The sequence below is a fragment of the Mucilaginibacter lacusdianchii genome, assembly GCF_009770985.1.
Lineage (GTDB): Bacteria > Bacteroidota > Bacteroidia > Sphingobacteriales > Sphingobacteriaceae > Mucilaginibacter > Mucilaginibacter lacusdianchii.
Genome location: NZ_WSRW01000003.1, coordinates 487145 through 513236, shown reverse-complemented (window position 1 = coordinate 513236; position 26092 = coordinate 487145). Strand labels below are relative to the sequence as shown.

Below are 26092 nucleotides of genomic sequence, written 5' to 3'. Positions count from 1 at the left end.
TATTTGCAGTGCCAACCATGAGTGAACAGTTATACATAAAAAATAAAAAAGCATACTTTGAGTATCATATACTCGACGAATATACCGCCGGTATAAAATTGCTTGGTACCGAAATTAAATCTATACGCGAAGGCAAAGCCAACCTGAACGATGCCTTCTGTACTTTTATCAGCGATCAGTTGTATGTACGCAATCTGCACGTTTCTGAATACTCACACGGTTCGTTTTATAACCACGAAGCCAAGCGCGACCGTGTGTTGTTGCTTAATAAAAAGGAATTGAAAAAATTAAAGTTCCGCAGTGAGGAAAAAGGATTTACTATAGTGCCGCTGGCATTGTTTATCAGCGAACGTGGATTTGCCAAACTTAAAATCGGCTTGGCGCAAGGTAAAAAAGCGTTCGATAAGCGTGAGACGATGAAAGAACGTGATGCAAAGATTGAATTGAGCCGAGTAATGAAGCGATGATTTGAAAGAAACAAGAATGTAGATTTAAGAGCAGGGAACACTCCATTTAAGCAAATTTATATTCTTGTTTCTTAATTTTTGACTCGGCCAGTCACCAAGCCTTATCTCCTACCAGTGGTACAAACCTAAATGTATCAAGCACCACCTTTTCATAATCGTTTTCTGCTACTTTCAGAATAGTCACCATTTTTTGTTCCTGCTCGTTGCCAACCGGTATAACCAGCAAGCCACCAATCTTTAGCTGACGCAGCAATACTTCGGGCACCGTTGGGGCTCCTGCAGTCACGATAATTTTATCATAAGGGGCATGCGTTTCAATACCCATTGAGCCGTCTCCTAAAAAAAACTGCGGCTTGTAGCCCATATAAGGTAACACCTTAACGGTGCGCTCAAATAGCTTTTCCTGGCGCTCGATGGTATACACCTCGGCTCCCAATTCCATCAAAACACAGGTTTGATAACCCGACCCGGTGCCAATTTCGAGCACCTTATCACCTTTGCGGATGTGCAGTAATTCTGATTGATAAGCTACGGTATAAGGCTGCGATATAGTTTGTCCTTCGCCTATTGGAAAAGCAATATCCTTGTAAGCCTGGCTCCAAAACGTTTCATCAAAAAAGTAATGACGGGGTATCTTGCCAATGGCCTGTAATACATACTCATCTCCAATCCCCTTCTTTTTCAGCAATTCAACCAGTCTTTTTCGCGCACCTTTTTCGCGGTAATTATCTACAAACTTATAAGCCATTTTCAATACAAAGCTAAAAAAACAGCGGCTCTTATTAAGCCAATTCGTGCTATTAATTTTAGTTAAAGGGTTAATGATTTGACTTGCAACCTTCTAATTTTATTTTCAGGTGATTGTAGCTAAAACTCAAAACGTGCGTAATTATATATAAACCAATTACATGAAATCTCTTTTAAAAATATTGATTTTGAGCATTTTAATCTCCGTCGGCGCGTGTAAAAAGGACAAGGAAACAAAAGACGCAGAAGGCGTACTTATTTACACTGGCAGTTTAGCTGCGGATGGTTGCGACTGGGAAATGCAAACAGGAAATGAATGGTATCATCCAGACAATTTAAGAGAGGCTGACAAAAAGGAAAATGCCAAAATCAGGGTGTCGTATAAATTAACAGCAAAGCGATACCATTGTGGTATGGTACCTGTATCAGCCGGCAATCTTGGCATACCCATAATCAACATAAAAAATATAAATTTTATGGATTAATACGGATCCACATCGGGCTGTACAATACACCCTTTGCTTAGCTTTGTAGTTTGAAATAGCAATATCACCTCGCGGATAATTGTTTTCACCTTAGCAATAGAAATCGTGTCCCGCTCAAACTTGAGCATAATAGATTTGATGTAATAGTTACGAATACGGCTTATCAGCGGAAACTCAGGCCCTATCACCCGATCACCAAAATGCTTGCGCAGTTCATCAGCCAGATATTGCGATTGGTGAAAGAGCTTCTCGGCATCCTTGTGCTTTACGTCCATCTGAATGATACGGTAAAACGGTGGGTAGTTAAAACTTTTACGCTCTTCGATTTCAGTCAGGTACAAATCTTTGTAATCATTTTTGATCACTTGGTCTATCACCCTATGGTGCGGATTATAAGTTTGGATCACCACCTTCCCTTGCTTGCCCCGGCGCCCCGCCCTGCCACTTACCTGAGCCAGCATTTGAAAACTGCGCTCGTTGGCCCGATAGTCCGGGTATTTTAATAAGCTATCAGCATTGATAATGCCAATAACCGTCACATCCGAAAAATCCAACCCCTTAGCCACCATTTGCGTACCCACCAAGATGTCTATACGCTTTTCTTCTAAGTCATTAAGTAAATTCTGGTAAGCGTTACGCGCACGGGTGGTGTCCAAATCCATACGCGCTATGCGGGCATCGGGTAATAATACGCTTAGTTCATCCTCAATCTTTTCAGTACCAAAACCTTTATATTCTAAATGAGTTGAACCGCACGCAGGGCAAATGTTAAGCGTTTCTTCCTTATAACCGCAGTAATGGCAATGCAAATTTTTACTGCTTTTATGGTAGGTAAGACTCACGTCACAATTGATACAGCGAGGCGTAAAAGCACAAACCTTGCACATTAGTACAGGTGCATAACCACGGCGGTTTTGAAACAGGATTACCTGCTCTTTATTCTTCAGCGCCAGCTCCATATCATTCATCAATACACTGGTAAAGTGCGAATGCATGGTTTTCCGCTTAGTTTCTTCGGTAACGCTTACTACCTGTATTTCGGGCAGGCTTACACCACCAAAACGTTCTGTAAGTTCGGCCAAACCGTACTTGCCGGTACGTGCATTAAAATAAGTTTCGAAAGATGGCGTGGCCGAGCCCAACAACACTTTCGCTTTGTAACGGCTGGCCAGAAAGATAGCCGCATCACGTGCGTTGTAGCGAGGTGCCGGATCAAATTGTTTATAAGAGGTTTCGTGCTCTTCGTCAATAATTACCAATCCTAAATTATCAAAAGGCAAAAATACCGATGAGCGCGCACCTAAAACCACTTTATACTCGTGGTTAAGTACCTTATGCCATACCTCTACCCTTTCATTATCATTGAAGCGGGAATGGTAAACGCCAATATCATTACCAAAGTATTTGCGTAAACGCTCAATGACATGAGTGGTCAAAGCAATTTCAGGTAGTAGGTACAGCACCTGTTTACCGGCCTGTATAGCCGCTTCAACCAGCCGTATGTATATTTGGGTTTTGCCTGAAGAGGTTACGCCATGCAATAACGCTACATCCTTTTCCTGAAATTGCTGCTGAAGCGCCTCTAATGCCGCCTGCTGTGCTTCATTGAGCGTAAAAGTTGCCGCCGACTCTAAGGTGTCATAATACAGGCGACTTACATTCTTGTCTTCAGCCACCAGAATTTTTTTGTCGGTTAATGATTTCACTATAGCCGCATTAGCACCACTGGCTTCCATCAAATCGTTTTTGGAAACCAGTTTACCTCCCCTGGATAATTGAATATAAGCCAGCACCGCGTCAGATTGCTTTGGGGCACGTCTTTCCAACTGTGTAAAAAGCGCTTTCAGGTTGTCCGGATCTTGGTAAAATTCGTGTAGCTTGATGTACGTACGCTTACGGGGTTTGTATTTTTCGTTTACCTCTTCGGAAATATGAATGATGTTCTTATCAAACATAAATTTCAATACCGGCATTACCGTTTTTTGTCCCAGTAACTTTGAAATATCGCTTACCGTAAGTACAGGTTGTAAATCGAGCGCATCAACAATTAAAAACTCCTTATCGTGCAGGGACGAACGGTCAACAGGCTCATCGGGATTAAGCATGATGCGGGTTTCGCTCGCCAACTTAAAAGCAGCCGGCAACGCAGCAGTCATTACTTCGCCGGTGTTACACAAATAGTAATCGGCCAGCCACTGCCAAAATTGCAATTGCTGCTGGGTAACAATGGGCCGATCATCCAAAACCTCCATCAGATATTTTGCCTCGTAACGCTCGGGGGCCTGCTCGGTAAGGGAATGGATAATGGCCGTATACAATTTGCTTTTGCCAAACTGCACCACTACCCTTTTACCTACCGCAACCACCTCATTTAACTCATAAGGCACACGGTAAGTATAATTCTTAGAAATCGCCAACGGCAGAATTACTTCTGCAAATAACGTTATGCGACCGGAGGTATGGTGTGTATCGGCAAATTCTAACATTGTTTATTTAAATCTGATTGCAGCTACTGCCAGGGTAATCCAACCGGCAATAAAAAGCAGTCCGCCAACCGGCGTAATAGGTCCTAACACGTGCAGCCATCCCCAGTTTAAAACACTACTTAATGACAACAGGTACAAGGAACCTGAAAAAAATAAAATACCTAATAAAAACAGCCAGTAACTGGCAAAAATCAGGTTACTTTTAAATTTAGCAAAAGTGGATAAGAATAACAACGCAAAAACGTGGTAAAAATGATATTGAACAGCCGTGCCCCATATCTGTAGTTGTTGCGGCGACAAAATGGCTTTTAAACCATGTGCCCCAAAAGCGCCTGCTACAACGGCAATAGCGCCTAATATAGCAGCGGTTACAATTATTGTTCGGTTCATGCGTATATATAGCAAACAGCTAAATTAGCCAATTGTAATAATTACTTTATAGGCACAAAGTAAAAAATCTAACTTTGCTGCATAACCCTGAATATGAAAAGACTGATTATCCTGACCCTAATGCTGCTGGCTGCTGCCGTGACGATAACAGTTGCTTACTTTAAAAAGTTAAGTCCGCCAGGGGCGCATACCAACCAAATAATCAGCACTATTCCTAATACAGCTGCACTGATTTTTGAGTTTGATAATGACGATAGCTTTTATGATATATATGATAGCAGTTCATTATTTTCGAGCGTTATAGGTGAACAGCAACTGCAAGGCTTGAACACCTTGCAAAACGCATTTCTTCGGAATCCTGTGCTAAAAGCCGCTTTTTACGATCAAAACATATATGTATCTATTCACCCACAAGCCGAAGGTGTGCCTGCATTGCTGTTTACTCTCCCAGTAAAAAACGCCGTTACTACTGAAACAGTAACGGCTTTACACGACACTGCCATCACTATTAAAGCAATCGATCTGGCTGGTAAGCCGGGTTATTGTATTCATCTCAATAAACAGAACCAGGATTTCTACCTAACCACAAAAGGAAGAAATGTATTTACAGGCAGCTTTTCAAAACTTTTGCTGGAACAAGCAGCTGCTTATGAGCCCAAGCAAACCAGTTCCACTTTTAAATTGCTTCCTGCTCAACAATCGGCCAATAGTTTGGGCAACCTGTACATCAACAATCTGGCGTTTACACCTTTATTTGATGCCTTGTTTAAGCAGCATAATCCAGATTTTTTAAAGCCCTTACGGATATTACCAGCAACCGCTGCGTTAACTTTGAATTATAAAAGTGACGCATTGATGTTTAACGGCTATACCAATTTTAATGCTCATGGCGCGGTTAGTTATCTTAACCTGTTTAGCGCATTTAAACCCGTCAACAACCACCTTAAAAACATATTCCCGCTTACTACGGCTTACAGCAACAACTTCGCGGTTGACGATATCAATAAATTTATATATAAGCTGGCCGACTGGCAGCGAAAAGCGGGTTTAAGCACCGAGAGATCGTCTCTATTCAAAAAAATTAAACAGGAAACGGGTATACAGATTGACAACGAATTTAACAAACAGCTGGGGCACGAATTTGCTATTTTAACCACGCGGTTTGATGAAAAGCTGGTGATTGTTGAATTGAAAGACGGGTCTGCACTTCGGCCTTTTTTGACTAACATCAGTACCATGACGGATGACGAGTCTGGACAACTTAATTATGACCGCATACCGTACTATTTGCTAGGAGATGTATTTAACGCTGTAAAGCGCCCGCACTTTATTATTTTGGATAATTACCTGATACTAGCCAATACCAAACGCGAAATAAGCAACTATAAAGACAATTATTTAAACGCACGTTTTTTGAGCCATAGCACTGTTTTTAATGAATTTAACAACTTACTAAGTCAACAATGCAATGTAGCTTTTTACGTAAACTTCAAAAACTCGGCTTTTATTTTCAAACGTCACCTTAAACCCCAAACGTATCAATTATACCAACAACAATCAGGATTAAATAATTTCTATGGCGCATCATACCAACTTAGTGCATCGGATAACGAATTTTATACCAACTTTTGCATGAAACTTGATACCGCAAGTTCCGCCGGAACAAAATAGCACTAACTGTGTTGTACTTGTAATTTTTCAACCCTGCAATAAATCCTCCCAACCGTCGTAATGACTAAGGGGCATATTGATATGAATAAAGCATTACTTGCATTCAGTTTTCTTTTCATCAGTACAGCTACGCTGGCGCAAAGATTCTCCCACTACAACACCGGCACATTATATGAGTCTTTTGAAAACCCCTCACAAGGCGTATTTATAGCAGATACTACCAGAACCATCGCTTTTAACTTCCTTGTTCCAAATTTGAACACTTTTGGTTATCTGAAAGGCAATGCACAAACTACCTTAAAATCAAGAGCATTTACAGGCCGATACAACAATGATGCGTTGCAAATTGGACAGGCACGACCTAATAACATCTTGGTAAACGCAAATGTATACCTTGCAATGATTCGCATTTTGAGTAATCAAAACGGCGATCAGGAATTGGGCGCTTCCATTCAAACCAAAGGCAATGGCCGTGGCAATTTAACTGATGAAACGTTTGCCTTTTTTAATGGATCACAAGCTTTTGCACCAGGCACTAGATACGACAATATATTTAATGGAAGCGCTTACTATGAAAGCTACCATCAATTTAGCCTTACCTACCGCGAAAAGGCCACACGTAATTTATCGTTGGGCATTAAGCTAAGTGCATTGCTAGGTATTGCATATAATAAGATTACGGTTGATGGATCGACATTGACTTTTGATCCCACTGCCGATAATGCTACATGGTACATGCACGGCAGTTACTTAAGTTCATTTGAACCCGGCCAATTTGGAAGAAAGGACTTATTTTCCTTTAAAAATCCGGGGGCCTCTGTTAGCTTAGGGGCTACCTATAAAACTGATGATAATTTTACTATTCAAGGTAATATTAAAGACTTGGGATTCATTCGCTGGTCAGACAATTTCAGGGCTTCCTATTTTGGTAATGCTACCACAGTTGAGGGACTAAGAACAGGCAGCCGAGAAAAAAATGTTATCAACGCATTATCTAGACTTGTAGAGAAAGCTCCAATTAGGTATGCCAATTATATTCCCATTGAAGGCCGGGCAGAAATATCTGTAAGTAAAAAGTTTACCGGTAGTGTTATCAGCTACACACCAACGGCTATAGTAGCTAAAGCTTTATACCACGGCGGCTCTACAGCGGCATTGGTAAACCATATTCAATACAGCAATTTTATACTTACAGCTACAGGTATTTATGATTATAACCATGTACTAAGCCTGGGCGGTCAACTGATGTTTAAAGCACCAAATGTGGAGTTTTATGTTGGTAGTGAGCAATTGTCTCAGAGCGCTAATATGCTAAGCGCAAACAACAAAAATCAATCGGCCATTGAAAAGAACATGCCCTATTCCGGCACAAGTGTTTTTCTGGGATTCTCAGTTAAATTTGGACGAATGTTTGAAAGATGGCGTAATACCAGCTACATACCAACTGGCGGCGAGCCTGGTCCGCTGGGACGCTTTTGGACCAGATTATTTGACAGGTAACACAATATGATTACTGTCCTCCCTTTTTACCGGCAATAAAATCTTTCAAGTAAAAAGGTTCAAAATAAGCTACATCTTCAAAATCGCTATTTTTAAATTTTGCCACAGCGCCGGTTGTGATATATCGGGCTGAATTGACAAAATCAGTAGCAAAATTTGCGTTGGGATTACCTTGCAATACAGCTTTACATTTCTCCGCTCCGTCGCCAAAAAAGAGTATTTTATGCTCAGCCAGCAAATCGCTGAAACTGTTTTCATCAATAATTTCTGCTGATGTTGGCCTGATGCGTTTGCCGGTGGCATCAAATATAGCCGTGTAAACCTCCATACGGCGAGCATCAATCATGGGGCATAGCAATATATCTGAATCGGCATTTTGGGCAGCCATACCATCGGCCATAGCTTGTAGGGTTTCAACGGCTATCAATGGCTTATCCAAGGCAAAACATAAACCTTTGGCCGTTGACACGCCAATACGCAAACCGGTGTAAGAACCAGGGCCGCTACTCACCGCCACAGCATCTAGCTGAGCATAGCTTTTACCGGCCGCTTTGAGCACGTCTTCTATAAAAACAGTAATTACTTCAGCGTGAATATTACGCTCGTTCAGTTCTTTATGAGCCAATAACTGGCCATTATCCGTTAGTGCAACGGAGCAGGCCGTGGTGGCGGTTTCTAATTGAAGTATTAATGCCATAGTTGTTTATGGAACAGGATCATGTCCGTGCCCGCCCCAAGGGTTACACCGAACAATACGTTTTAAAGTAAGCCATCCGCCTTTAAAAGGCCCGTACTTGCGTACAGCCAGTATGCCGTAATGTGAACAGGTTGGTGTAAACCGGCACGACGCTCCTAATATGGGCGAAAGGATAATCTGGTAAAGCCGGATTAGCCCAATGAACAAAGCACCTATTGCTTTTTTAAACAGCTGCAGTAACCTTTGCATTCACTAATTCATTAAGCTGGTGCAACATCTTCTGCATCTTCTTTTCCATAAAGCTGTAGTCGGTAATCTCGTTACCAATGTAGCTAATGGATAAAATGATGTGCTTTTGTTGCAAGTGCTGATATAACAGTTCTTGCTTGTGCACACGATAGGCTTCACGCATGCGGCGTTTAACCAAGTTGCGGTCTACTGCACGTTTATAGCGTTTTTTTGCTACAGCAAGCAGCACCTGTACAGGCGTTGATTGCGGCGTACTTACCTCCATCCACGATATGCGGTAAGGATAACACAAAAAGGAAGAGCCGCTACGAAAAAGCCCATCAATAAGCTTTTTATTACATAGCCGTTCTTCCTTTTTAAAAGTGTACATGATTGCTTTTGACTGGTAAACCGTGTTATCGAAATAAGCGGCTCCAATCCTCATTCAACACATGAGGAAAGCAACCTTTAAATTATGCTTTGTGACGACGCTCGTCAGAAACACTTAATCTTTTTCTGCCTTTAGCTCTTCTTGCAGCTAATATTCGTCTGCCGTTAGCAGTTGCCATGCGTTCACGGAAACCATGTTTGTTTCTTCTTTTACGTTGAGACGGCTGAAACGTTCTTTTCATGATTGTATTGTAATATTGTAATCGTTATTCCTAATAAAAACGGGAGTGCAAATGTAGTAATTATATTAAAGTATTCAAATATAAATATTACAATTTGCCTTTGTAAGTATTTGCGGGTACTTTGCAGTTGTTTATTGTATTTTATGAAATATCTTCTCTATACTTTTTTACTCGTCTTCCCTTTTATAGGTTATGCACAAAGTTACAAAATATACAGTACAGGTTTGCAAAAGCAGGTGACATTAGATGATATTGTCAATAATATGGCTAAAGCCGATGTGTTGTTTTATGGCGAAGAACACAACGACTCGGTAGGCCACACGCTGGAACTGGCCTTGTGGCAACGCATCAGCGAAAAGTATAAAGATAAAGCAGTACTATCGCTTGAAATGTTTGAAACTGATACGCAACCCATCCTAAACGAATACTTAAACGGACTCATCCGCGAAAAGAACTTTATTACCGAAGCACGTACCTGGCCTAATTATAAAGACTATCGCCCGCTAATTGAGTTGGCTAAAGAAAAACACTTGCCGGTTATTGCAGCCAACTCTCCCGCCCGGTACACCAATCGTGTAACCCGCTTAGGATTAAACAGTTTGCAACAGTTGGATAGCTTTGGCAAAAGCTGGCTACCGCCGCTACCTATTGACACTGCTACCGGCGCTTACTACCAAAAATTCACTGACCTAATGGGCGGCCATGGTGGTATGGGCGGCATGCAAATTTACCAATCGCAAAACTTGTGGGATGCCGCAATGGGCTGGTCAATAGCACGCTACTTAAAAGCACACCCGGGCAGCAAAATATTGCAGATAAACGGCTCTTTCCATAGCGAGGATAAATTAGGCGCCGCAGCGCAAATCAAAAAATATGCAGCTGCAGCCCGCATACTCAACATCACGGCTTATGCCATCAATGATTTTGAACAGGTTGATTGGAGCAAATACAGCAAGAGCAACGATTATATCATTGTAACCGATGCCCGCCTTATAAAAGACGACCAATAGTTTAAATCCTTGAATTTTTAGCAGCCAGCAAGTCTCTGATCTCGGTAAGCAACTGCTCTTCTTTGGTTGGTGCAGGTGCTACGGTTGGCGCTACGGCTTCTTTCTTTTTAAACCGGTTGATGCCTTTGATTACTACAAACAACGCTAAAGCCACAATAAAAAACGAAATAACCTGCGAGATGAAATTGCCATATTTAATGGCTGTTCCAGGTATGGTTAGCTCGGCCAGGTTAGTTAAGTGAGCGGCTTTAAGTGCCGGCGTAAGTATGGCGGGTGTTATAATATCCTCAACCAGCGAACTGATAATGCGATTGAACGCAGCACCAATCACCACGGCTACAGCCAAATCTAATACATTTCCTTTAACGGCAAATTCTTTAAACTCTTTAATGAACGACATATGCAATTGCTATTGGTTGAAAACTAATATATAAAAAAAATTCAACCAAAAAGTTTTTGTTCGCGTACAAACAAAAGCAGCGTTTTAATATTTAGCATTAAATCAATCCGCTTTTACATTTTGAATAATACTGCCAATTAGTGTATTTTTGGCACAGTCTATATTATGTTAAAACAGAATCTTCAACAAAAACTTTTACAAAAGCTATCGCCGCAGCAAATACAATTTATTAAGCTGCTACAGGTTCCTACCGTGTCTTTAGATGCCCGCATCAAAGAAGAACTGGAAGAAAACCCGGCGCTTGAAGATTTGAGCTTAACCAACATGACCGAGCCCGAGGAGCAGTATCCTGACCGCGACCCGGACGAAGATACATACAATAGCGACGACGATAACGGCGAGTATGACGAGTTTAATATAGACGACTACCTGCAGGATGATAGTGTAAATGATTACGGATCACGCTATGACCAAAACGGCGACGATGAGGAAGACCGCAAGGAAATGCCAATTGCCATTCAGAATTCTTTTTTTGAAAACCTGCAGGCACAGTTAGATTTGGTTCCGCTGTCTGACAAAGACTTTCGCATCGGGCAGCAAATTATAGGTAGTTTGGATGATGATGGCTATCTGCGCCGCCCTATCATGTCATTAACCGACGACCTGGCTTTTTCGCAAAATGTAATGGCTGAGGATGAAGAGGTGGAAGAGATGCTGAAGGTTATTCAGAGTTTTGACCCACCGGGCGTTGGTGCACGCAGTTTGCAGGAATGCTTATTGATTCAGTTGCGCCGCAAGGATGTGACTGATCCTATCATCAAAAAAGCTATACTGGTTGTAGAAAACTACCTGGAAGAGTTTACCCGTAAACACTATGATAAGCTTGAAAAAGCTTTAAATCTAAACTCGAACGAGTTACGTGGTGTGGTGAACGAGATATTGAAGCTCAACCCTAAACCCGGCGACTCTAACGAGGTAAATACCAAGCAACACCAGGTTATCCCCGATTTTCATATTACCAATAATGATGGCACGCTGATATTAACGCTTAATGCCAAAAACGCTCCGGAACTTCGCGTAAGCCGTTCATACCAGGAGATGTTTGAACATTACGATAAGGCATCGCAGCGTGATAAAAAACTAAAGGAAGCGGTACAGTTTGTAAAGCAAAAGCTCGATTCCGCCAAATGGTTTATTGACGCCATTAAACAGCGCCAGCAAACTTTGCTGAAAACCATGAATGCTATTATGCATTACCAGTACGATTTCTTTTTAACCGGTGATGAGAAGAACCTGAAACCCATGATTTTAAAAGATATAGCCGACCGCATTGGTATGGATATATCTACTGTATCGCGGGTGGCCAATTCTAAATATGTACAAACCGAGTACGGTACATTTTTACTGAAATCGTTCTTTTCAGAAGCTATCCAAACCGAAAGCGGCGAGGAAGTATCAAACAAAGAAGTTAAAAAGATTCTGGAAGAATGTATTGGTGGCGAAGACAAACGCCATCCATTGGCCGACGAAAAATTAACAGAGATATTAAAAGAACGAGGCTATAACATTGCCCGCCGAACGGTAGCCAAATACCGTGAGCAAATGAACATCCCTGTAGCTCGTTTACGTAAGGAACTATAGCTAGCGTTGAAGATTTGGAGCGAAGAGCAGATAGTAAATATTTAAACCGCTCCTTACTCCAAATCTTCGTTCGCTCCATCTACTGCTCGTTATAAAAATCTTCTGGTCGGGCACCTTGTATGGCTGCTCCTACTTTTTCAACCAACTCTTCATCTAAAGTTCCTTCTTGCTGTTCCCAGCATTCAATTTCTTTACAGGTGCGTACCAGCGTACACAAGTGCTCGTTGTTAGATACTACTATGTATGCATCATTACAGGGTATCACCAGCATACTGCTTAAATCGCCGGTATCATAAAAATCCACTTCGATATGGAATGACTCTTCGTTATGCTCCTTGTCAAAATCGAGGTCGTCAAAATTATCTTCTTGCATAAATTACTTACAATCAGCACCAGGTATGGTTTGGGTTTTCGCACAAACTTATCACGCATTTGTGTTATGTAAACACTAACATAAATCCTATGTATCTTGTAAAGCCATAATTTTATCGTTTACTTTACCGCATGGAAGCCAACAACCCACAATTTACCGATCCGGCAGTTTTAAAGCAGCACTTTGTGCATCATCTAAACAGAATATACCACGGAAAAACCTATTTACAAAAGCACTTACCGCTGTTAATTACGCAGTCTTCTTTGAAAAAATTGCAACATGCTATTCAGGAGGTGTTAGACGATGTGAATAAACAAATTTCCCGCATTGAAGCCATCTATCAGCTTATCAATGCTGAGCCTATGGCCGAAAATTGTGTACCCATCATCGCCGTCTTTAAAGACGCTTTTGACCCGCAAGATTATGAGACCAACAACACACTTTTAAACGATGTAGATATTATCCTTTATCTGCAACTGCTGGAGCATATCAACATTACGTCATACCGGATGCTTAAAATTTTGGCATCTGCCTTAAATTATCAGCAGGCGGAACAGCTTCTTACAGAAAGCTTTGATGAATCGAACGATAACGATAAGCTTTTTGTGCTAATTGCTGATGAATACGTTAAGAAATAAACAGACTTTTGCTTTATGAATAAATTTTTAGTTGCTGCTTTACTAGCAATGGGCACACTATCCTTACAAGCGCAGAGTTTGTATATGCCTCGTGATATACAGAAGGCCTACACCAAGGGCACACGTTCGGCTGATGGCCGCCCCGGCAAAAACTACTGGCAAAACCGGGCCCGTTACAACATAACGGTTACAGCATTGCCGCCCGATCGTAATATACGCGGAACCGAACAGATTACTTACTTCAACAACAGCCCCGATACACTGAAGCGGCTGAACATGAAGCTGATTTTAAATATACACCGCCCAGGTGCCCCGCGTTTAAGTCCGGCAAGCCCCGACTATTTAACGCCGGGTTTACAGGTAGATACTTTTATGGTAGGCGGCCAGACAATACGCTGGAACAATCAGGCAGCTTCCTCAACCAATCAGGCTATCACATTGCCTAAACCACTCATGCCACATGATTCGGTTAAGCTGAATGTAAACTGGCATTACCAAATATCGCTGGAAAGTGGCCGCGAGGGCATGATTGATTCGACCACTTACTACCTCGCCTACTTTTACCCGCGTGTATCGGTTTATGATGACTATAACGGTTGGGACCGTTTAACCTTTACCGACGCGCAGGAGTTTTATAACGATTTTAACGACTACACGCTGCATGTAAAAGTGCCTAAAAACTACATTGTATGGGCAACCGGCACCTTGCAAAATACCAATGAAGTATTGCAGCCTGCGTATGCCAAACGCCTGCAACAGTCATTCACCAGCGATTCTACCATCCATGTGGCTACTGCTGCTGATTTGGAAAAGAAAAATATTACAGCCCAAAAAGATGTTAACACCTGGACCTGGACAGCCAATGACATTAGCGACATGGCCGTAGGTATTAGCAACCACTATGTGTGGGATGCGGCTAGTGTAGTAGTTGACGACGCCACCAAACGTCGGGCCAGCATGCAGGCCGCGTTTCTGGATAACGCTGCTGATTTCCATCAGTCTGTACAATTTGGCCGAAACTCATTAGGCTGGTTATCACACAACTGGCCAGGTATTCCGTACCCGTTTCCTAAAATGACATCGTTTCAAGGTTTTGCCGATATGGAGTACCCGATGATGGTGAACGACAGCCATCAGGAAGACGCACACTTTGCCCAGTTTGTACAAGACCATGAAATTGCGCACACCTACTTTCCGTTTTATATGGGCATTAATGAAACGCGCTACGCATTCATGGACGAAGGCTGGGCCACCACTTTTGAGTTGCTGATTGGCACTGCCGAAGTTGGTAAAAAGCAAGCCGAAGACTTATACAAAATGTTCAGGGTAAACCAATGGATTCATGATGCTTCCACTACCGAAGATTTGCCGGTCATTACCCCTACCAGCGAGTTAAGCTCTGGTTATGGTAACAATGCTTACGGCAAACCGTCATTAAGTTATTTAGCACTTAAAGATATGCTGGGCGATGTCCTGTTTAAAAAAGCATTGCACGAGTACGTGAGCCGTTGGCATGGCAAGCACCCTATTCCATGGGATTATTTCAATTCTATGAGCAGTGCATCCGGCCAAAATTTAAACTGGTTTTTTAACAATTGGTTTTTCAGCAATTATTATATCGACTTGGCTTTGAAATTAACTAAATCAACAGGCAGTTATACGGCACAAGTAAGCAATATTGGCGGCTTTGCCGTTCCGTTTGATATCAACGTTACATTTACCGACGGCAGTAAACAAACTATTCATCAAACGCCTGCTGTTTGGGCAACTAACCAGCGCCAGGCGAGCGTTAACATAAAAACAACTAAAGCCATTCAATCAGCAGTGATAGACGGCGGTATTTTTATGGATGCAAACGAAAAAGACAACAGCTGGACTCCAGCTAAGTAAATAACTTATAAATAAAAAAGCCGGGCTCAAATCAAGCCCGGCTTTTTTATTTATGTTCAGTATAGCGTTATGCGTTCTGTACTGAAGTGTTCAGGTCATTAGCAGAATCTTTTACTTTTGATTTAGCAGCATCAACTGCATCAGAAGCAGCATTTTGTGCTTCGTCTTTGTATTCAGCCGCAGCACCCATTACACCATTAAGTTTGGTTTTAGCTTTATCAACCAAAGTATTACCGTACTCTTTCAAATCATCAGCAGTAAGCTGTGCTTTATCTTTGGTTTTTTCAAGCAGGTCATTTACGTAATCGGCAATATCTTCTCTCAGTTCAGAGCCGCTTTCTGGTGCTAATAATAATCCTACAGCTGCACCTGCAGCAGCACCCACCAATAGGGCTGCGATAATTTTAGTTTGATCTTTCATGTTTAATCCTTTTTAGTAGATGATTTTATTGCTTAACAGTTTATATCGGGTTTGTGTTTACAGCAATTTGCAAAAAAGTTAAGAAAATTGTTCTTTATCAGTCTTTTTTATCCTGATTCTTCCCATTCTTAACGTTATCCGCCTTACGTCCCGGACCAGATATTAACTTACCTACCTTTTGAATGATGTTTTGATCGGGCTTTTTGCCATGCTGGTGCATACCCATCATTGCTGACGACATACCGTCGGCCATGCCTTTCCACAAAAAGCCGAAAAAAGAATCATGCGGATCCCGAATCACATTGATAGGTCCTTTTTTAAAGTCGCCGTTTTTACGGGGATTGTCATTAGGCATTACCATGTTGGTTACAAACGATAAAAAGCCCCTTCGCTTGAGGTCACCGTCGTCCTTGTCCTTTTTCAGCAACGCTACTTTTACACCACTGTAATACATGTTTGTATTCCCCGTAGCATGATATTCGTTTACCTGCATAAACGTTTCAGAACGATTAATGCGTCCCTCCTTCACCTCCATTAAACCAAGCGGCATAGACAAATCATTAAATGCGCGGCCATCCATCGTCCCTATGGTTGAACTTACGGTATAACCACCGGTTTTATCCGTTAAGTTGAACACGTAGCGGGTTTTCATTAAGCCGGCATTCATCAGCAGTGCTTGGCTAACAACCGTGAGGTACGGATTCTTCTGCTTTTCGGCAATATTGTTGGTAATATTATAAATAATTGTTTTCGAATCTGTTAACGCCAGCGTTGCTACTTTGTCTGACTTGCTTGCTAGTATCCTGAAATATACATCACCATGCGAAATATTCATTTGCTTAATGGTGATGTCAAACGCCAATGTTTGTAGTTGGCGGTGAAAGTAAGCATTGCGCCGAAGCTTATTTTTAAGCGGATAATTGTAATTAGTGTACACCTCTACCCACGATTTGCCAACGTTATAATTATAAACATACACTTGTTGCTTGCGCATGAATCGCTCTATATCGATACCACTTAAATTGATATCGTCGTACTCTAAATGGATACGGTCGCGGGCAAAGCCATAAGTTTTTTGAAACTGCGCCTTGCTTTGGCGTGGCAGTAACGAGGCATGCTCCATAGTAAGCCGATGTGCAGCAGGCAGCAACTGCGCATTTTTAATATCCAGGTAATAAGTACTATCGGGAGTTGCCAGCCTAAATTTGGCTACACTAACGTTCGTCCAACTGCTGCCACTATCGCCTTTAGCTGACGGACTGGTTGTAAAACCAGTTACGTCTATATTAAGGTTATGCAGATAATCTGATTTTACAAAAGCTTCATTCTTATTAATATAAGTAAGATCAGCATTACGGACAGACATATGCTCAATATGCATCCGCTTAAAAAAGCTCATGAAAGTTTTATAGAGCAATGATTGTTTATCCTGATCGGGTTGACTGGCCGCCAAACGATGGTTACTGATTACCACTTTGGGACGCACTACTACTACCCTGTTAATGCCGAAGCGCTTACCATCTGATGTATTGATAAAGCCAAATTTAGTCAGTCGCAAATCTTGGGCACTCATTCGCATCAGATTATCGGGTGCTTTGTGTGCGGCCACTAACCGTTTATAAACGGCTGAATCGGGAATAAGCTTTACATCGCTCATCACAGCATAGCCTGAATCAATGTTCATGTCAAATTTGGAGAAGGTGATGTGATATAAACTGTCGCTTGCTGCAACCACCATATCTTTTAACTTATCTTGAATCAGCGGCTTCAGTATCGAACCTTTGCCATTTGCCGACTGGTTAGGTTTTGAAAGATCCTTCTTTACAAAAAACCATCCTGCTATAATAACTCCAGCGATTACTGTTAAAGAACCCAGCACCCACCGCCACACACTTTTATTCTTCCTTTCAGCCATATCCGCTTTGCAACCTGAAGATTAGCAGCAGGTTTAATTTATTAATCAATGGTTAAGGATAATGTTTTGGCTTTTGGATAATGACTTACAGAAAGATAAAAGTTTAGCAGGCAGCATCCGGTCTTGATCAAACCGATGGCTTAGGTGCAATGATCATACACCTTGGGGATACGCAGGTAAAGTAAAGTAAAAAACAGAGCCCTTGCCTGGCACGCTTTCCACCCATACGCGCCCGTTATGGCGCCTTATTATCTCGGCAGCTACGTACAAACCAATACCGAAGCCAGAAAAATTCTGTTCGTTACGACCTTCTACCCGATAAAAACGATTGAAAATCTTGTCAATGTCTTCAGCTTTTATACCTATACCGTAATCTTTAATGGCAACAACCACCTCTTCATCTGTACGGGCTGCATTTACTTCTACCCGGCTGCTTTGGGGCGAGTATTTTATTGCGTTAGTCAAAAAATTGATAATCACCTGCGCAATGCGATCACGGTCCGCATGAACCGTAAAGTTACCTACGTTTTCGGTGTAAATAATATTATGCTGTGCAGCAGTATGCTGCACTTCTTCAATAGTTTCCCTTAAAACATCGTTTAATAATAACTGCTCATAATTTAAGCTTAAACGCCCGCTTTCCATTTTTGAAATATCCAGAAAATCGGTTATCAAACGGGTTAGTTTATTGACTTGCTTGTTAACTGTAGTTAGCGATTTTTTAAGAAAAGCATCCTCAGTGTTTTTATACATGGATAATAACAACTGCACGTAAGCCTTTATTGAAGTGATAGGCGTTTTCAATTCGTGGCTGGCCATACCAATAAAATCATTTTTGATCTGCTCAAGCTCTTTCATTTCGGTAATATCCATGCCCGAACCAATGTACCCTTCCAGTGAACCGTCAACTGCCAAACGGGGTACACCTTTCATACCCACCCAACGATAACTGCCATCACGACACTGCATACGATATTCGAGGTAAAACTCCTGCTGATGACTAAATGCCTGCTTATACCGCTTCAACACTTGATCTGCATCAGCCTCATGTATTAAATTGCTTTGTAAATATCCATCGTCTGACAAGAGCGACGCAACATCGGCAAACCGTGTCCAGCTGGTATTTAAAAAAGTAGTTCGCATATCGGGGCCGGCCATCCATATGAGTACGGGTGCCGAATCGGCTATGGTTCTGAAAAGCGCTTCGTTGTCTTGCCGTTTCTGCTCTGCTTTTTTTCGGTCTGTAATATCCATGCACGAACCAACGTAACCTGCAAACTCGCCGTTGGGTAGGTACCTGGGCCTACCTGTGGCCGCTACCCATTGTATTTTGCCGTCGCTTCGCAACACTTTAAAATCTACCTGATATGGTGTGTATTGTGTGGTACTTCTAAGATAGCTTGATATGACTTGTTCTCTATCCTCGGGCATCACAAATTCAACCCATCCCCGGCCCAAATGTGCTTCTTTCGGTTGCCCGGTCCAATCGGCCCAGGTTTTGTTTACAAAGGTCATATTCCCTTGCGCATCAACCATCCACAAAGCTGTTCCGGCTGCGTCTGTTATATCGTTAAAAAGCTGCTGTTGTTCGGCTAATTGCTGCCGGGCGTGTACTTTGCCGGTTACATCAACACCAATGATCATAACACCTTCTATGGTACCATCATCATCGCGGTAAGGTGCATATACAAAATCAAAATACGCCTCAGTAACATTGCCATCATTATTCCAGTCGGCCCTGGCTCTAAAATCGTAGTCATATTCCGGCATCCCAGAATCGTAAACCCGTTCAATACGTTCAAAGTACCCTTGCCCTTCCAATTCGGGCCAAGCCAGTCTCATCGATTTGTTGAGCATATCACGGTCGCCCCAAACTTTTGCAAAAACAGGGTTAAAAAATTGGCAGATGCCTTCGCGCTTGCGCAATATGGCCATTAATGCTGGCGCTTGCATCACTAGGTGTTTTAACTGGTTGTCAGTTTGGAAAAAACCGCTTTCCGGTAGCCCGGTTGTGTTTGTTAACATAAAAACAGATGCTATAACTAATCTCATCAATAAATCGTAGAATAGCAAACCTTTTTCTGAAAATTTAATTAAAAGTAAAGCAATTAGGTAAAAACATTAAGTTAATAGTTAAATGCCTTTTGTGGTAATTTAAAATAGCAGGTGATAAGTTTATAATTATTTATAATTTTGCATACAAAACTGTATTTTACGATCAAGCTTTATATAGTCCATTTATACGATACTTGTCTGTTTGCGCTGTCATTACTGTATATCTGTATATCGCTCTGCTTAATAGCTTTTACTAAAATTATATAGTAATTATAATGGATTATCAGGTTGATTTAACCAACTGCGACCGGGAGCCTATTCACATACCCGGAAAAGTTCAATCGCACGGCTTTTTAGTAGCCGTAAATTCCGCTAATCATATCCAGTTCGTCAGTGAAAATGTAAGCGCATTTTTACCTGCTACTGCTTCCAGTTTGCTAGGCAAACCGGTTACTGCTTTTGAAGATTTACTAAACCAGCCAGACACACCAGGCTTTTTAGTACAAATGCTGCAAATGAGCAGGCGGGCGAAAAATTATGATTATATCAATCCATATTACCTGGAGATAGATAGCGTTGGTTATAATTTGATTTTATCCAAAACCGGCGAGTGCTTTATATTTGAATTTGAACCTGCAGCAGGCGCTACACAAACTGATATTCAAAAAATTATTGGCCGTTCTGTATCCGAGATGCTTAATGGCCGGCACTTGCAGCAACTATTAGAAAATGCCGCTAATCAGATTAAAAGCCTGATTGGTTATGACCGTATCATGATCTACAAGTTTTTGGAGGATGGGCACGGCGAAGTAATTGCAGAAGTGAAAAATGATGACCTTGAGCCATTTTTAGGCTTACACTATCCTGCAACAGATATTCCTAAACAAGCACGAGAACTTTATAAAATTAATTTAACCCGTATTATATCTGACGTCAATACAGAATCATCACCTATTTTAACTATTGTTGACAATTCACAGTCGACATCGTTAGATCTTACACACGCCACGTTGCGTGCTGTTTCGCCTATACATATCCAATACCTGAAAAATATGGGCGTAGCGTCGAGCTTTAGTATTTCCTTAATGTACAAGGACGAGCTTTGGGGCTTAGTGGCCTGCCACAACTATACTCCCCGGTTTATCAATTATCAAGCTCGGGACGCATCTAAACTGGTTGGACAAATTATATCGTCGGCTTTAGAGTACAAACAGGAAGAGGAAGATACCGCTAAAATTACTGAGTATAAAGATGCTTTTGCCGAGTTAACTGAGTTATTACGAAAAGACGGTGACATTACAGAGGCGGTTACCCGCCATGCAACTACCATTCTTGATGTAACTGATGCCACTGGTGCCGCGTTGATTTTAGAAGACCGCACAGCTACGTTAGGCAATACACCTAACGCAGAACAGCTAGCCCAATTGGTAAATTGGCTAAAGCAAAACATGGACGATCAGATTTATTACACGCACAATTTATCTAATGTATATAAACCAGGAGTAGCCTTTAGCCAGGTGGCCAGCGGCGTACTGGCTTGTACATTATCTAAAGAATTGGGCGAGATGATGATTTGGTTTAAACCGGAGCAGTTGTCTACTATTAATTGGGCTGGTAATCCGGATAAACCGGTAGAAATACGCGAAGACGGCTTATTACAATTATCGCCACGCCGTTCGTTCGAGGTTTGGTCGGAGACGGTTCAATACGCATCGGTACACTGGACACGCGCAGAAATCACCTATGTACTTAAGCTACGCGAAGAAATATTATATGCCATTAACCGGCAGGCTACGCAAATACGTACGCTAAACGAAAAATTGCAACAAGCTTACGAGGAGCTGGATACGTTTAGCTTCACCATATCGCATGACTTGCGCACTCCCCTATCAAGCATCAAAAACTACTCTGAATTATTGTTGCAAACTAACACCAGTTTGGATGATAACGCGCGCAACATTTTGAAAAAAGTGGTGAATGGTGCAGACAAGATGAATTTTCTGATAAAAGAAGTTCTGCATTATTCAAAGGTTGGCCGAACCGATGTTGAATTTGTGCGCATTGACATGAAGCATTTGGTTCAGGAGCTGCAAAATGAGATTACTGTGGCATTAAATCCACAACATTTAAAACTTACCGTTGGTAATACCCCAGATATACACGGGGATCCAACCATGATTCGCCAGGTGTTTGCGAACTTGCTAAACAATGCAATTAAATATTCGGGTAAAAGCAATCCGTCTGTAGTTACTATTGAAGGCAAAGAAAACAACAACGAAATTGTATATGCTATATCCGACAATGGTATCGGAATTGACCTGCAATACTACAATCGTATATTTGAATTATTTAAACGCATGAGCAATGTGCGCGAATATGAGGGTACAGGTGTAGGTTTGGCTATTGTAAAACGTATAATTGAAAAACACCAGGGACGCATTTGGGTGGAAAGCGAACTAGGAGTTGGCACGACTTTTTATGTAGCTTTTAGAAACATACAAGATGCCTGATATTTTTTACATAGAAGACGATTTAGATTATATTGATATAGTAGAAAGCGCCTTAACCCAGGTTGATCAGCAAACCTCGCTTAAAAGTATTGATGACGGTATAATAGCTCTGCAAACGCTTCAACAGCTGGCAGATGATAAATCGTTACCAAGGCTGGTGTTGCTGGATTGGAATTTGAATGGTGTGTCGGGTTTGGATATTTTAAGAAAGATAAGAGAATCACAAACGTTAAAACAAGTACCTGTAGTGGTATTCTCTACATCCGATAATCCGCGCGACATTCATTCATCCATAGAATTTGGCGCCAATGCCTATGTTACTAAACCACTTGGTTACTTGAATATTATAAGCTGCTTAACCTCGATACACCATTTTTGGCTCAAAACAGCTGCGGTGGTAAATTGATTGCACGGTATCAATACTTTAAAAAACTAAATTATACCCGCCTAACACGAACCACTTGAGTTATGCAAACCAATGATGTATCTTCGTTAATAAAGAATTAGTTATAACAACTCATTTAAACGTTATGAAAAAGTTTCTTTTCAGCGCAATTGTTTCCTTTGTGTCTTTCAGCGCATTTAGTCAAACCGTTATTAATGCAAAAGACGCTGCCAGTCATAAAAATGAAAAGGTTGTTATTACCGATATTGTAGCCGGGGGCAAGTATCTTAGCGGTTCTGATATTACCTTACTGGATATCGGTGCTGCTCATCCCAATGAATTATTAACGTTGCTGATAAAAGGTGACGATCGCAAAAAATTCACCACTGCACCCGAAACAGCTTTTAAGGGCAAAAAAGTTACCATCACCGGTATGGTGATAGACTATAAAGGCAAACCCGAAATTGTTATTACCGAGCCAGAGCAAATAAAAATTGTAGAGTAGGCTTTTTATATTAGTTGATGGTCGTAACCAATTAGAAAACCCCAAACTAACAGAAAAAGCAACGCCGAAATTACGGGTGATATACGTAGCAAAATTTGGTCTTTGAGATTACCATTTAACAGCGGGAAATTTGCTTCTTTTCCGCTGTTGTTATTAGCATTCTGATAATTACGGGTAATCTTGCTCATTTGCACTATACTGCTGATGATATCAAACAGCGTGAACAAAGTGGTTGTTAAACCTAGTATAGGTATTACAAACGCCAGTACCTGCAATTTGCCGGCCAACAGCGGTGTTGGCGATTTGATGATGACTGTTACTGCATATACACCAAACATAAACGCCTGACTGTTATTAAGCCAAATGAGCCGTTGGCCAATTGCCATATCATAATGCTGAATTTGTGTACGGCTTGTTGTATAAAGTTCACTTGGTGGCGTGTTTTCGGTTCGCATTTATGATGTTTTCTACCAGTTATAACAACCTTTTTAAGCTATAGTTTTAATGCTGTTAAGCTGGCTGAATATGGCACCAGCATTACAATTAACCTACTGCCAAACGGTAGTTGGCATGGTTCTTAAGCATATAAAATGAACCTGTAAAACAGATTATGCCCGATTTTAAGCCCAAACAAATACTGTTTACACCTGATGCATTAAATAAAAACGGAGAAGCTGTTGCTGCTAAATATCCGGATGCTGTGCGCCTGCCTATAAAACAACATAACCGGTTGCCCGAGTTGGACGACATGCAGCATTACAAAGCTAAGTCTGACCTGTTGGTACTTGGACGGCTTAAAACTCGTGAAATTAAATATAGTGGACGCAGCTCCGATTTTATATCGCCCAGTTTAGCGAATGGCTGTTATGGCGGCTGTGCTTATTGTTATGTAGACCGCCACAAATCGCTAAACCCCATAACTGTGTTTACCAATACAGACGAGATAATTGCTACGGTTGAAAAGCATGTTATGACACAACCTTGGCCACGGGTGCCTAATCAAACAGACCCTCAATTTTATACTTATGATATTGGCTGCAATTCTGATGTATCCATTGATTATGATATATCACCGGGAATAGCCGATGTGTTTCAGTTTTACAAAGAGCATACAAGGGCCAAAGCTACATTTGCTACTAAGTTTGTAAACCATAATATGCTTGATTTTGACCCACAACGAAAAATACGCATCAGATTTAGCCTGATGCCAACCGATGTGAGTAAGCTGGTTGATGTACGTACGGATAGCATAGAAAAACGTTTGCAAGCAATAAACGACTTTTATGCTGCCGGTTACGAGGTGCATGTTAATTTTTCGCCAGTGATTGTATATGATAGGCTACGCGGTGTAGAACGCGATTGGGAAGAAGATTATCGTGAATTGTTCAGGCAACTAAATGCAGTAGTAAGTACTGAGGTAAAGAAACAAATGCAAAGCGAGGTGATATTTTTAACACACAATGAAATGCAGCATTTGGCTAATCTCAACATTAACCCTAAGGCAGAAGAATTACTGTGGCTGCCCGAGTTACAGGAAACAAAACGCAGCAGTTTTGGTGGCATCAACATCCGCTACCAGCACCAGTTAAAAGCGCGAATGATTGATACATTTATTAATATGCTTACTGAAGAAATTCCATGGTGCGGCATACGATACATATTTTAATAAATAAATGCCTGGATGCAGATTTTAAAGCAACCAGGCATTTTTATTTTGACGCCGCTGTTGATTAGATACAATTCAAGCAATTGTTAAGACATTTCAGTTAACACAATCTTGAATGTTCATTACATTAAGAGCGATCTTGATGAAGCTTAGGTAATTAGGCTTGCAATTACTGATGTGAGCCTATCTCCTGCCCAAGGTGCTGAATTTGTTCTGCATTTAATAGCAAAGCAGCATGAGCGTGTGGCTCGTAAATCCAAACATTGTGCTCGTTTTTAACTAAGCAACCACAAAGTTCATCACAATAGTAAAGATCAAAAACATGTTCGGCATCTGCTTCGCGTGGTTTAACCATAATCACCAGCGGGTGATCTTTCATCGGAATATCTATTTCGAAAGCGTTTTTCATATTATATTAAACCTGTCTTGTATTGAATTGGTTCTGTGAAGGTAATAATTTTCACAGATCGTTAATGAAGACCTATTGAATTCACTATCCAAATGGCTGAACATTAGCCATTTTATGAATATTCAGAACTTCGCCTGTTTTTATAACCCCGTTGCTATTATAAAGTAAATTTTGGCCGAGATAAATTTTATTATTACGCTTACGATACGTAGCCAGTGTTTTTAGAGGCTCAACTCCGGTTTGGGCGGTGTCTTGGTCAACACCTGTCATTATACAGCGGGCGCATAATTTTGCACCATAAAAATGAATTCCACCAATATCAAATTGGGCTAGCATATCTTCAATATAAGGTTCGCCGCCAGAACATACTATATTCGGCCGGAATCGGTTCATCGGCAATGGTTCAGGCAAGCGGCTATTCAAATCGTCTAATGATTCTTGGCTGATGAGCAAGATTGGATAAGCGTCAGAAAATGATGTAATTTGGCCTGGCTGCGCGTACCTTAAATCTACCTGCCGCTGTGTGCTATCGGGCATGTACACTAAACGGCAGCTTAAACCACTTTGTGCCGTAAACCATGCATCGGCTTCGGCACTTACAAACTGACCAGTACATATATCATCCCATATTTTTACCTGGGCATACTCTTGTGTTTGGGGCTGGTAAGGAATTACAATTGAATCTTCTGATTGCTGGTGCTGTACCTGCAATCCCTCTGTGGTCAACTGCAATTTAAAATGAACCAGCTGTGGCAAGGTACGTTGCGATAAAAATTTATTTTGCTCATCTACCAGCATCCAGCGCCTGTCGTGTTCTAAACCAGTGGGCGTTACACGAGCTTCCGTTACTGAAATACCACCTAATGATTTAATAGGATAAATGTAAAGCTGATTTACGTGAAGCATATGCCTGAAATTGATACAACAAAGATAACAGACTTAACACTTTCAAATGCCAACCGGCTTCAAAT

General features: G+C 41.3%; 27 protein-coding genes. 12 read left to right on the top strand and 15 right to left on the bottom strand.

All coding sequences use genetic code 11. The features are described 5' to 3' along the window. Positions 1–17: 17 nt before the first annotated feature. Positions 18–467: an SsrA-binding protein SmpB gene (gene smpB / locus GPM24_RS15595; RefSeq protein ID WP_158827831.1), complete on the top strand. Its 450-nt coding sequence runs from the start codon at positions 18–20 to the stop codon at positions 465–467. Between the two features lie 91 nt (positions 468–558). On the opposite strand, the gene GPM24_RS15590 is transcribed toward smpB, so the two are convergent. Next, positions 559–1215: a protein-L-isoaspartate(D-aspartate) O-methyltransferase gene (locus tag GPM24_RS15590; RefSeq protein WP_158827829.1), complete on the bottom strand. Its 657-nt coding sequence runs from the start codon at positions 1213–1215 to the stop codon at positions 559–561. 160 nt (positions 1216–1375) lie between these two features. Here GPM24_RS15590 and GPM24_RS15585 point away from each other — a divergent pair, with 160 nt between their 5' ends. Then, positions 1376–1699, top strand: coding sequence for a hypothetical protein (locus GPM24_RS15585; protein ID WP_158827827.1), 324 nt, complete (start codon positions 1376–1378; stop codon positions 1697–1699). On the opposite strand, the gene priA is transcribed toward GPM24_RS15585, so the two are convergent. Both priA and GPM24_RS15575 read right to left on the bottom strand, forming a co-directional pair. Then, positions 1696–4185 (bottom strand): replication restart helicase PriA, encoded by a 2490-nt coding sequence (gene priA, locus GPM24_RS15580; protein ID WP_158827825.1) that lies wholly within the window; start codon positions 4183–4185, stop codon positions 1696–1698. The two genes, GPM24_RS15585 and priA, sit on opposite strands and share 4 nt — an antisense overlap. A gap of 3 nt (positions 4186–4188) precedes the next feature. Next, a complete protein-coding gene (locus GPM24_RS15575) occupies positions 4189–4575 on the bottom strand; it encodes a DUF423 domain-containing protein (RefSeq protein ID WP_158827823.1) in 387 nt (128 codons plus the stop codon). Between the two features lie 93 nt (positions 4576–4668). On the opposite strand from GPM24_RS15575, the gene GPM24_RS15570 reads away from it, so the two are divergent. Both GPM24_RS15570 and GPM24_RS15565 read left to right on the top strand, forming a co-directional pair. Then, entirely contained in the window at positions 4669–6246 is a 1578-nt protein-coding gene (locus tag GPM24_RS15570) for a hypothetical protein (RefSeq protein WP_158827821.1), read from the top strand. An 81-nt stretch (positions 6247–6327) separates the two neighbouring features. Further along, complete coding sequence (locus GPM24_RS15565; RefSeq protein WP_158827819.1) at positions 6328–7746, top strand: DUF5723 family protein; 1419 nt, start codon at positions 6328–6330, stop codon at positions 7744–7746. Between the two features lie 10 nt (positions 7747–7756). On the opposite strand, the gene tsaB is transcribed toward GPM24_RS15565, so the two are convergent. From tsaB to rpmH, 4 genes are read right to left on the bottom strand one after another with little or no spacing between them, the layout of a single operon-like run. Next, the gene (gene tsaB / locus GPM24_RS15560) at positions 7757–8443 is read right to left on the bottom strand and encodes a tRNA (adenosine(37)-N6)-threonylcarbamoyltransferase complex dimerization subunit type 1 TsaB (RefSeq protein WP_158827818.1); all 687 of its coding nucleotides are present in this window, start codon (positions 8441–8443) and stop codon (positions 7757–7759) included. A 6-nt stretch (positions 8444–8449) separates the two neighbouring features. Next, on the bottom strand, positions 8450–8692 hold the full coding sequence (yidD, locus tag GPM24_RS15555; protein WP_158827816.1) for a membrane protein insertion efficiency factor YidD: 243 nt from the start codon (positions 8690–8692) through the stop codon (positions 8450–8452). After that, on the bottom strand, positions 8667–9116 hold the full coding sequence (gene rnpA, locus GPM24_RS15550) for a ribonuclease P protein component (protein ID WP_233268876.1): 450 nt from the start codon (positions 9114–9116) through the stop codon (positions 8667–8669). Before rnpA ends, yidD begins: the two co-directional genes overlap by 26 nt. Positions 9117–9144: 28 nt before the next feature. Continuing rightward, positions 9145–9303, bottom strand: a complete 159-nt coding sequence (gene rpmH / locus GPM24_RS15545; protein ID WP_158827814.1) for a 50S ribosomal protein L34 — start codon at positions 9301–9303, stop codon at positions 9145–9147. Between the two features lie 143 nt (positions 9304–9446). Between rpmH and GPM24_RS15540 the strand changes: the two genes are divergently transcribed. After that, on the top strand, positions 9447–10313 hold the full coding sequence (locus tag GPM24_RS15540) for a ChaN family lipoprotein (protein WP_158827812.1): 867 nt from the start codon (positions 9447–9449) through the stop codon (positions 10311–10313). Position 10314: 1 nt separating this feature from the next. Here GPM24_RS15540 and mscL read toward each other — a convergent pair whose 3' ends face one another. Then, entirely contained in the window at positions 10315–10713 is a 399-nt protein-coding gene (gene mscL / locus GPM24_RS15535) for a large-conductance mechanosensitive channel protein MscL (protein WP_158827811.1), read from the bottom strand. A gap of 165 nt (positions 10714–10878) precedes the next feature. Between mscL and rpoN the strand changes: the two genes are divergently transcribed. Next, entirely contained in the window at positions 10879–12354 is a 1476-nt protein-coding gene (rpoN, locus tag GPM24_RS15530; protein ID WP_158827809.1) for an RNA polymerase factor sigma-54, read from the top strand. Between the two features lie 79 nt (positions 12355–12433). Here rpoN and GPM24_RS15525 read toward each other — a convergent pair whose 3' ends face one another. Continuing rightward, a complete protein-coding gene (locus GPM24_RS15525; RefSeq protein ID WP_158827807.1) occupies positions 12434–12727 on the bottom strand; it encodes a hypothetical protein in 294 nt (97 codons plus the stop codon). Positions 12728–12858: 131 nt separating this feature from the next. On the opposite strand from GPM24_RS15525, the gene GPM24_RS15520 reads away from it, so the two are divergent. Beyond that, positions 12859–13365: a DUF892 family protein gene (locus GPM24_RS15520; protein ID WP_158827805.1), complete on the top strand. Its 507-nt coding sequence runs from the start codon at positions 12859–12861 to the stop codon at positions 13363–13365. 15 nt (positions 13366–13380) lie between these two features. Then, a complete protein-coding gene (locus tag GPM24_RS15515) occupies positions 13381–15255 on the top strand; it encodes a M1 family metallopeptidase (RefSeq protein WP_158827803.1) in 1875 nt (624 codons plus the stop codon). Positions 15256–15322: 67 nt separating this feature from the next. Here the strand turns inward: GPM24_RS15515 and GPM24_RS15510 are convergent, their stop codons facing one another. The 3 genes from GPM24_RS15510 to GPM24_RS15500 form a co-directional block, all read right to left on the bottom strand. Then, positions 15323–15676 (bottom strand): YtxH domain-containing protein, encoded by a 354-nt coding sequence (locus GPM24_RS15510; RefSeq protein ID WP_158827801.1) that lies wholly within the window; start codon positions 15674–15676, stop codon positions 15323–15325. A 97-nt stretch (positions 15677–15773) separates the two neighbouring features. Continuing rightward, positions 15774–17591: a hypothetical protein gene (locus GPM24_RS15505; protein WP_158827799.1), complete on the bottom strand. Its 1818-nt coding sequence runs from the start codon at positions 17589–17591 to the stop codon at positions 15774–15776. A 153-nt stretch (positions 17592–17744) separates the two neighbouring features. Further along, positions 17745–19616 carry a PAS domain S-box protein gene (locus GPM24_RS15500; protein WP_158827797.1) on the bottom strand — a complete coding sequence of 624 codons (1872 nt, stop codon included), beginning with the start codon at positions 19614–19616 and terminating at the stop codon, positions 17745–17747. Between the two features lie 305 nt (positions 19617–19921). Between GPM24_RS15500 and GPM24_RS15495 the strand changes: the two genes are divergently transcribed. The 3 genes from GPM24_RS15495 to GPM24_RS15485 all read left to right on the top strand — a co-directional run bounded on the left by GPM24_RS15495 (position 19922) and on the right by GPM24_RS15485 (position 23046). Further along, a complete protein-coding gene (locus GPM24_RS15495) occupies positions 19922–22156 on the top strand; it encodes an ATP-binding protein (RefSeq protein WP_233268875.1) in 2235 nt (744 codons plus the stop codon). Next, on the top strand, positions 22149–22562 hold the full coding sequence (locus tag GPM24_RS15490) for a response regulator (RefSeq protein ID WP_158827796.1): 414 nt from the start codon (positions 22149–22151) through the stop codon (positions 22560–22562). Before GPM24_RS15495 ends, GPM24_RS15490 begins: the two co-directional genes overlap by 8 nt. 124 nt (positions 22563–22686) lie before the next feature. Further along, positions 22687–23046, top strand: coding sequence for a hypothetical protein (locus tag GPM24_RS15485; RefSeq protein WP_158827794.1), 360 nt, complete (start codon positions 22687–22689; stop codon positions 23044–23046). 5 nt (positions 23047–23051) lie between these two features. Here GPM24_RS15485 and GPM24_RS15480 read toward each other — a convergent pair whose 3' ends face one another. Continuing rightward, positions 23052–23501: a hypothetical protein gene (locus tag GPM24_RS15480; protein ID WP_158827792.1), complete on the bottom strand. Its 450-nt coding sequence runs from the start codon at positions 23499–23501 to the stop codon at positions 23052–23054. A 155-nt stretch (positions 23502–23656) separates the two neighbouring features. Between GPM24_RS15480 and GPM24_RS15475 the strand changes: the two genes are divergently transcribed. Then, a complete protein-coding gene (locus GPM24_RS15475) occupies positions 23657–24712 on the top strand; it encodes a spore photoproduct lyase family protein (RefSeq protein ID WP_158827790.1) in 1056 nt (351 codons plus the stop codon). A gap of 169 nt (positions 24713–24881) precedes the next feature. Here the strand turns inward: GPM24_RS15475 and GPM24_RS15470 are convergent, their stop codons facing one another. Together GPM24_RS15470 and GPM24_RS15465 are read right to left on the bottom strand one after the other, a co-directional pair. After that, on the bottom strand, positions 24882–25121 hold the full coding sequence (locus tag GPM24_RS15470; RefSeq protein ID WP_158827789.1) for a hypothetical protein: 240 nt from the start codon (positions 25119–25121) through the stop codon (positions 24882–24884). An 84-nt stretch (positions 25122–25205) separates the two neighbouring features. After that, positions 25206–26027, bottom strand: coding sequence for an MOSC domain-containing protein (locus GPM24_RS15465; RefSeq protein ID WP_158827788.1), 822 nt, complete (start codon positions 26025–26027; stop codon positions 25206–25208). Between the last annotated feature and the right edge of the window lie 65 nt (positions 26028–26092).

Excerpts from the sequence above, each read along its gene's own strand:
- smpB (WP_158827831.1), top strand. The coding sequence starts at position 18 with ATGAGTGAACAGTTATACATAAAAAATAAAAAAGCATACTTTGAGTAT.
- GPM24_RS15590 (WP_158827829.1), bottom strand. The coding sequence starts at position 1,215 with ATGGCTTATAAGTTTGTAGATAATTACCGCGAAAAAGGTGCGCGAAAA.
- GPM24_RS15585 (WP_158827827.1), top strand. The coding sequence starts at position 1,376 with ATGAAATCTCTTTTAAAAATATTGATTTTGAGCATTTTAATCTCCGTC.
- priA (WP_158827825.1), bottom strand. The coding sequence starts at position 4,185 with ATGTTAGAATTTGCCGATACACACCATACCTCCGGTCGCATAACGTTA.
- GPM24_RS15575 (WP_158827823.1), bottom strand. The coding sequence starts at position 4,575 with ATGAACCGAACAATAATTGTAACCGCTGCTATATTAGGCGCTATTGCC.
- GPM24_RS15570 (WP_158827821.1), top strand. The coding sequence starts at position 4,669 with ATGAAAAGACTGATTATCCTGACCCTAATGCTGCTGGCTGCTGCCGTG.
- GPM24_RS15565 (WP_158827819.1), top strand. The coding sequence starts at position 6,328 with ATGAATAAAGCATTACTTGCATTCAGTTTTCTTTTCATCAGTACAGCT.
- tsaB (WP_158827818.1), bottom strand. The coding sequence starts at position 8,443 with ATGGCATTAATACTTCAATTAGAAACCGCCACCACGGCCTGCTCCGTT.
- yidD (WP_158827816.1), bottom strand. The coding sequence starts at position 8,692 with ATGCAAAGGTTACTGCAGCTGTTTAAAAAAGCAATAGGTGCTTTGTTC.
- rnpA (WP_233268876.1), bottom strand. The coding sequence starts at position 9,116 with ATGAGGATTGGAGCCGCTTATTTCGATAACACGGTTTACCAGTCAAAA.
- rpmH (WP_158827814.1), bottom strand. The coding sequence starts at position 9,303 with ATGAAAAGAACGTTTCAGCCGTCTCAACGTAAAAGAAGAAACAAACAT.
- GPM24_RS15540 (WP_158827812.1), top strand. The coding sequence starts at position 9,447 with ATGAAATATCTTCTCTATACTTTTTTACTCGTCTTCCCTTTTATAGGT.
- mscL (WP_158827811.1), bottom strand. The coding sequence starts at position 10,713 with ATGTCGTTCATTAAAGAGTTTAAAGAATTTGCCGTTAAAGGAAATGTA.
- rpoN (WP_158827809.1), top strand. The coding sequence starts at position 10,879 with ATGTTAAAACAGAATCTTCAACAAAAACTTTTACAAAAGCTATCGCCG.
- GPM24_RS15525 (WP_158827807.1), bottom strand. The coding sequence starts at position 12,727 with ATGCAAGAAGATAATTTTGACGACCTCGATTTTGACAAGGAGCATAAC.
- GPM24_RS15520 (WP_158827805.1), top strand. The coding sequence starts at position 12,859 with ATGGAAGCCAACAACCCACAATTTACCGATCCGGCAGTTTTAAAGCAG.
- GPM24_RS15515 (WP_158827803.1), top strand. The coding sequence starts at position 13,381 with ATGAATAAATTTTTAGTTGCTGCTTTACTAGCAATGGGCACACTATCC.
- GPM24_RS15510 (WP_158827801.1), bottom strand. The coding sequence starts at position 15,676 with ATGAAAGATCAAACTAAAATTATCGCAGCCCTATTGGTGGGTGCTGCT.
- GPM24_RS15505 (WP_158827799.1), bottom strand. The coding sequence starts at position 17,591 with ATGGCTGAAAGGAAGAATAAAAGTGTGTGGCGGTGGGTGCTGGGTTCT.
- GPM24_RS15500 (WP_158827797.1), bottom strand. The coding sequence starts at position 19,616 with ATGTTAACAAACACAACCGGGCTACCGGAAAGCGGTTTTTTCCAAACT.
- GPM24_RS15495 (WP_233268875.1), top strand. The coding sequence starts at position 19,922 with ATGGATTATCAGGTTGATTTAACCAACTGCGACCGGGAGCCTATTCAC.
- GPM24_RS15490 (WP_158827796.1), top strand. The coding sequence starts at position 22,149 with ATGCCTGATATTTTTTACATAGAAGACGATTTAGATTATATTGATATA.
- GPM24_RS15485 (WP_158827794.1), top strand. The coding sequence starts at position 22,687 with ATGAAAAAGTTTCTTTTCAGCGCAATTGTTTCCTTTGTGTCTTTCAGC.
- GPM24_RS15480 (WP_158827792.1), bottom strand. The coding sequence starts at position 23,501 with ATGCGAACCGAAAACACGCCACCAAGTGAACTTTATACAACAAGCCGT.
- GPM24_RS15475 (WP_158827790.1), top strand. The coding sequence starts at position 23,657 with ATGCCCGATTTTAAGCCCAAACAAATACTGTTTACACCTGATGCATTA.
- GPM24_RS15470 (WP_158827789.1), bottom strand. The coding sequence starts at position 25,121 with ATGAAAAACGCTTTCGAAATAGATATTCCGATGAAAGATCACCCGCTG.
- GPM24_RS15465 (WP_158827788.1), bottom strand. The coding sequence starts at position 26,027 with ATGCTTCACGTAAATCAGCTTTACATTTATCCTATTAAATCATTAGGT.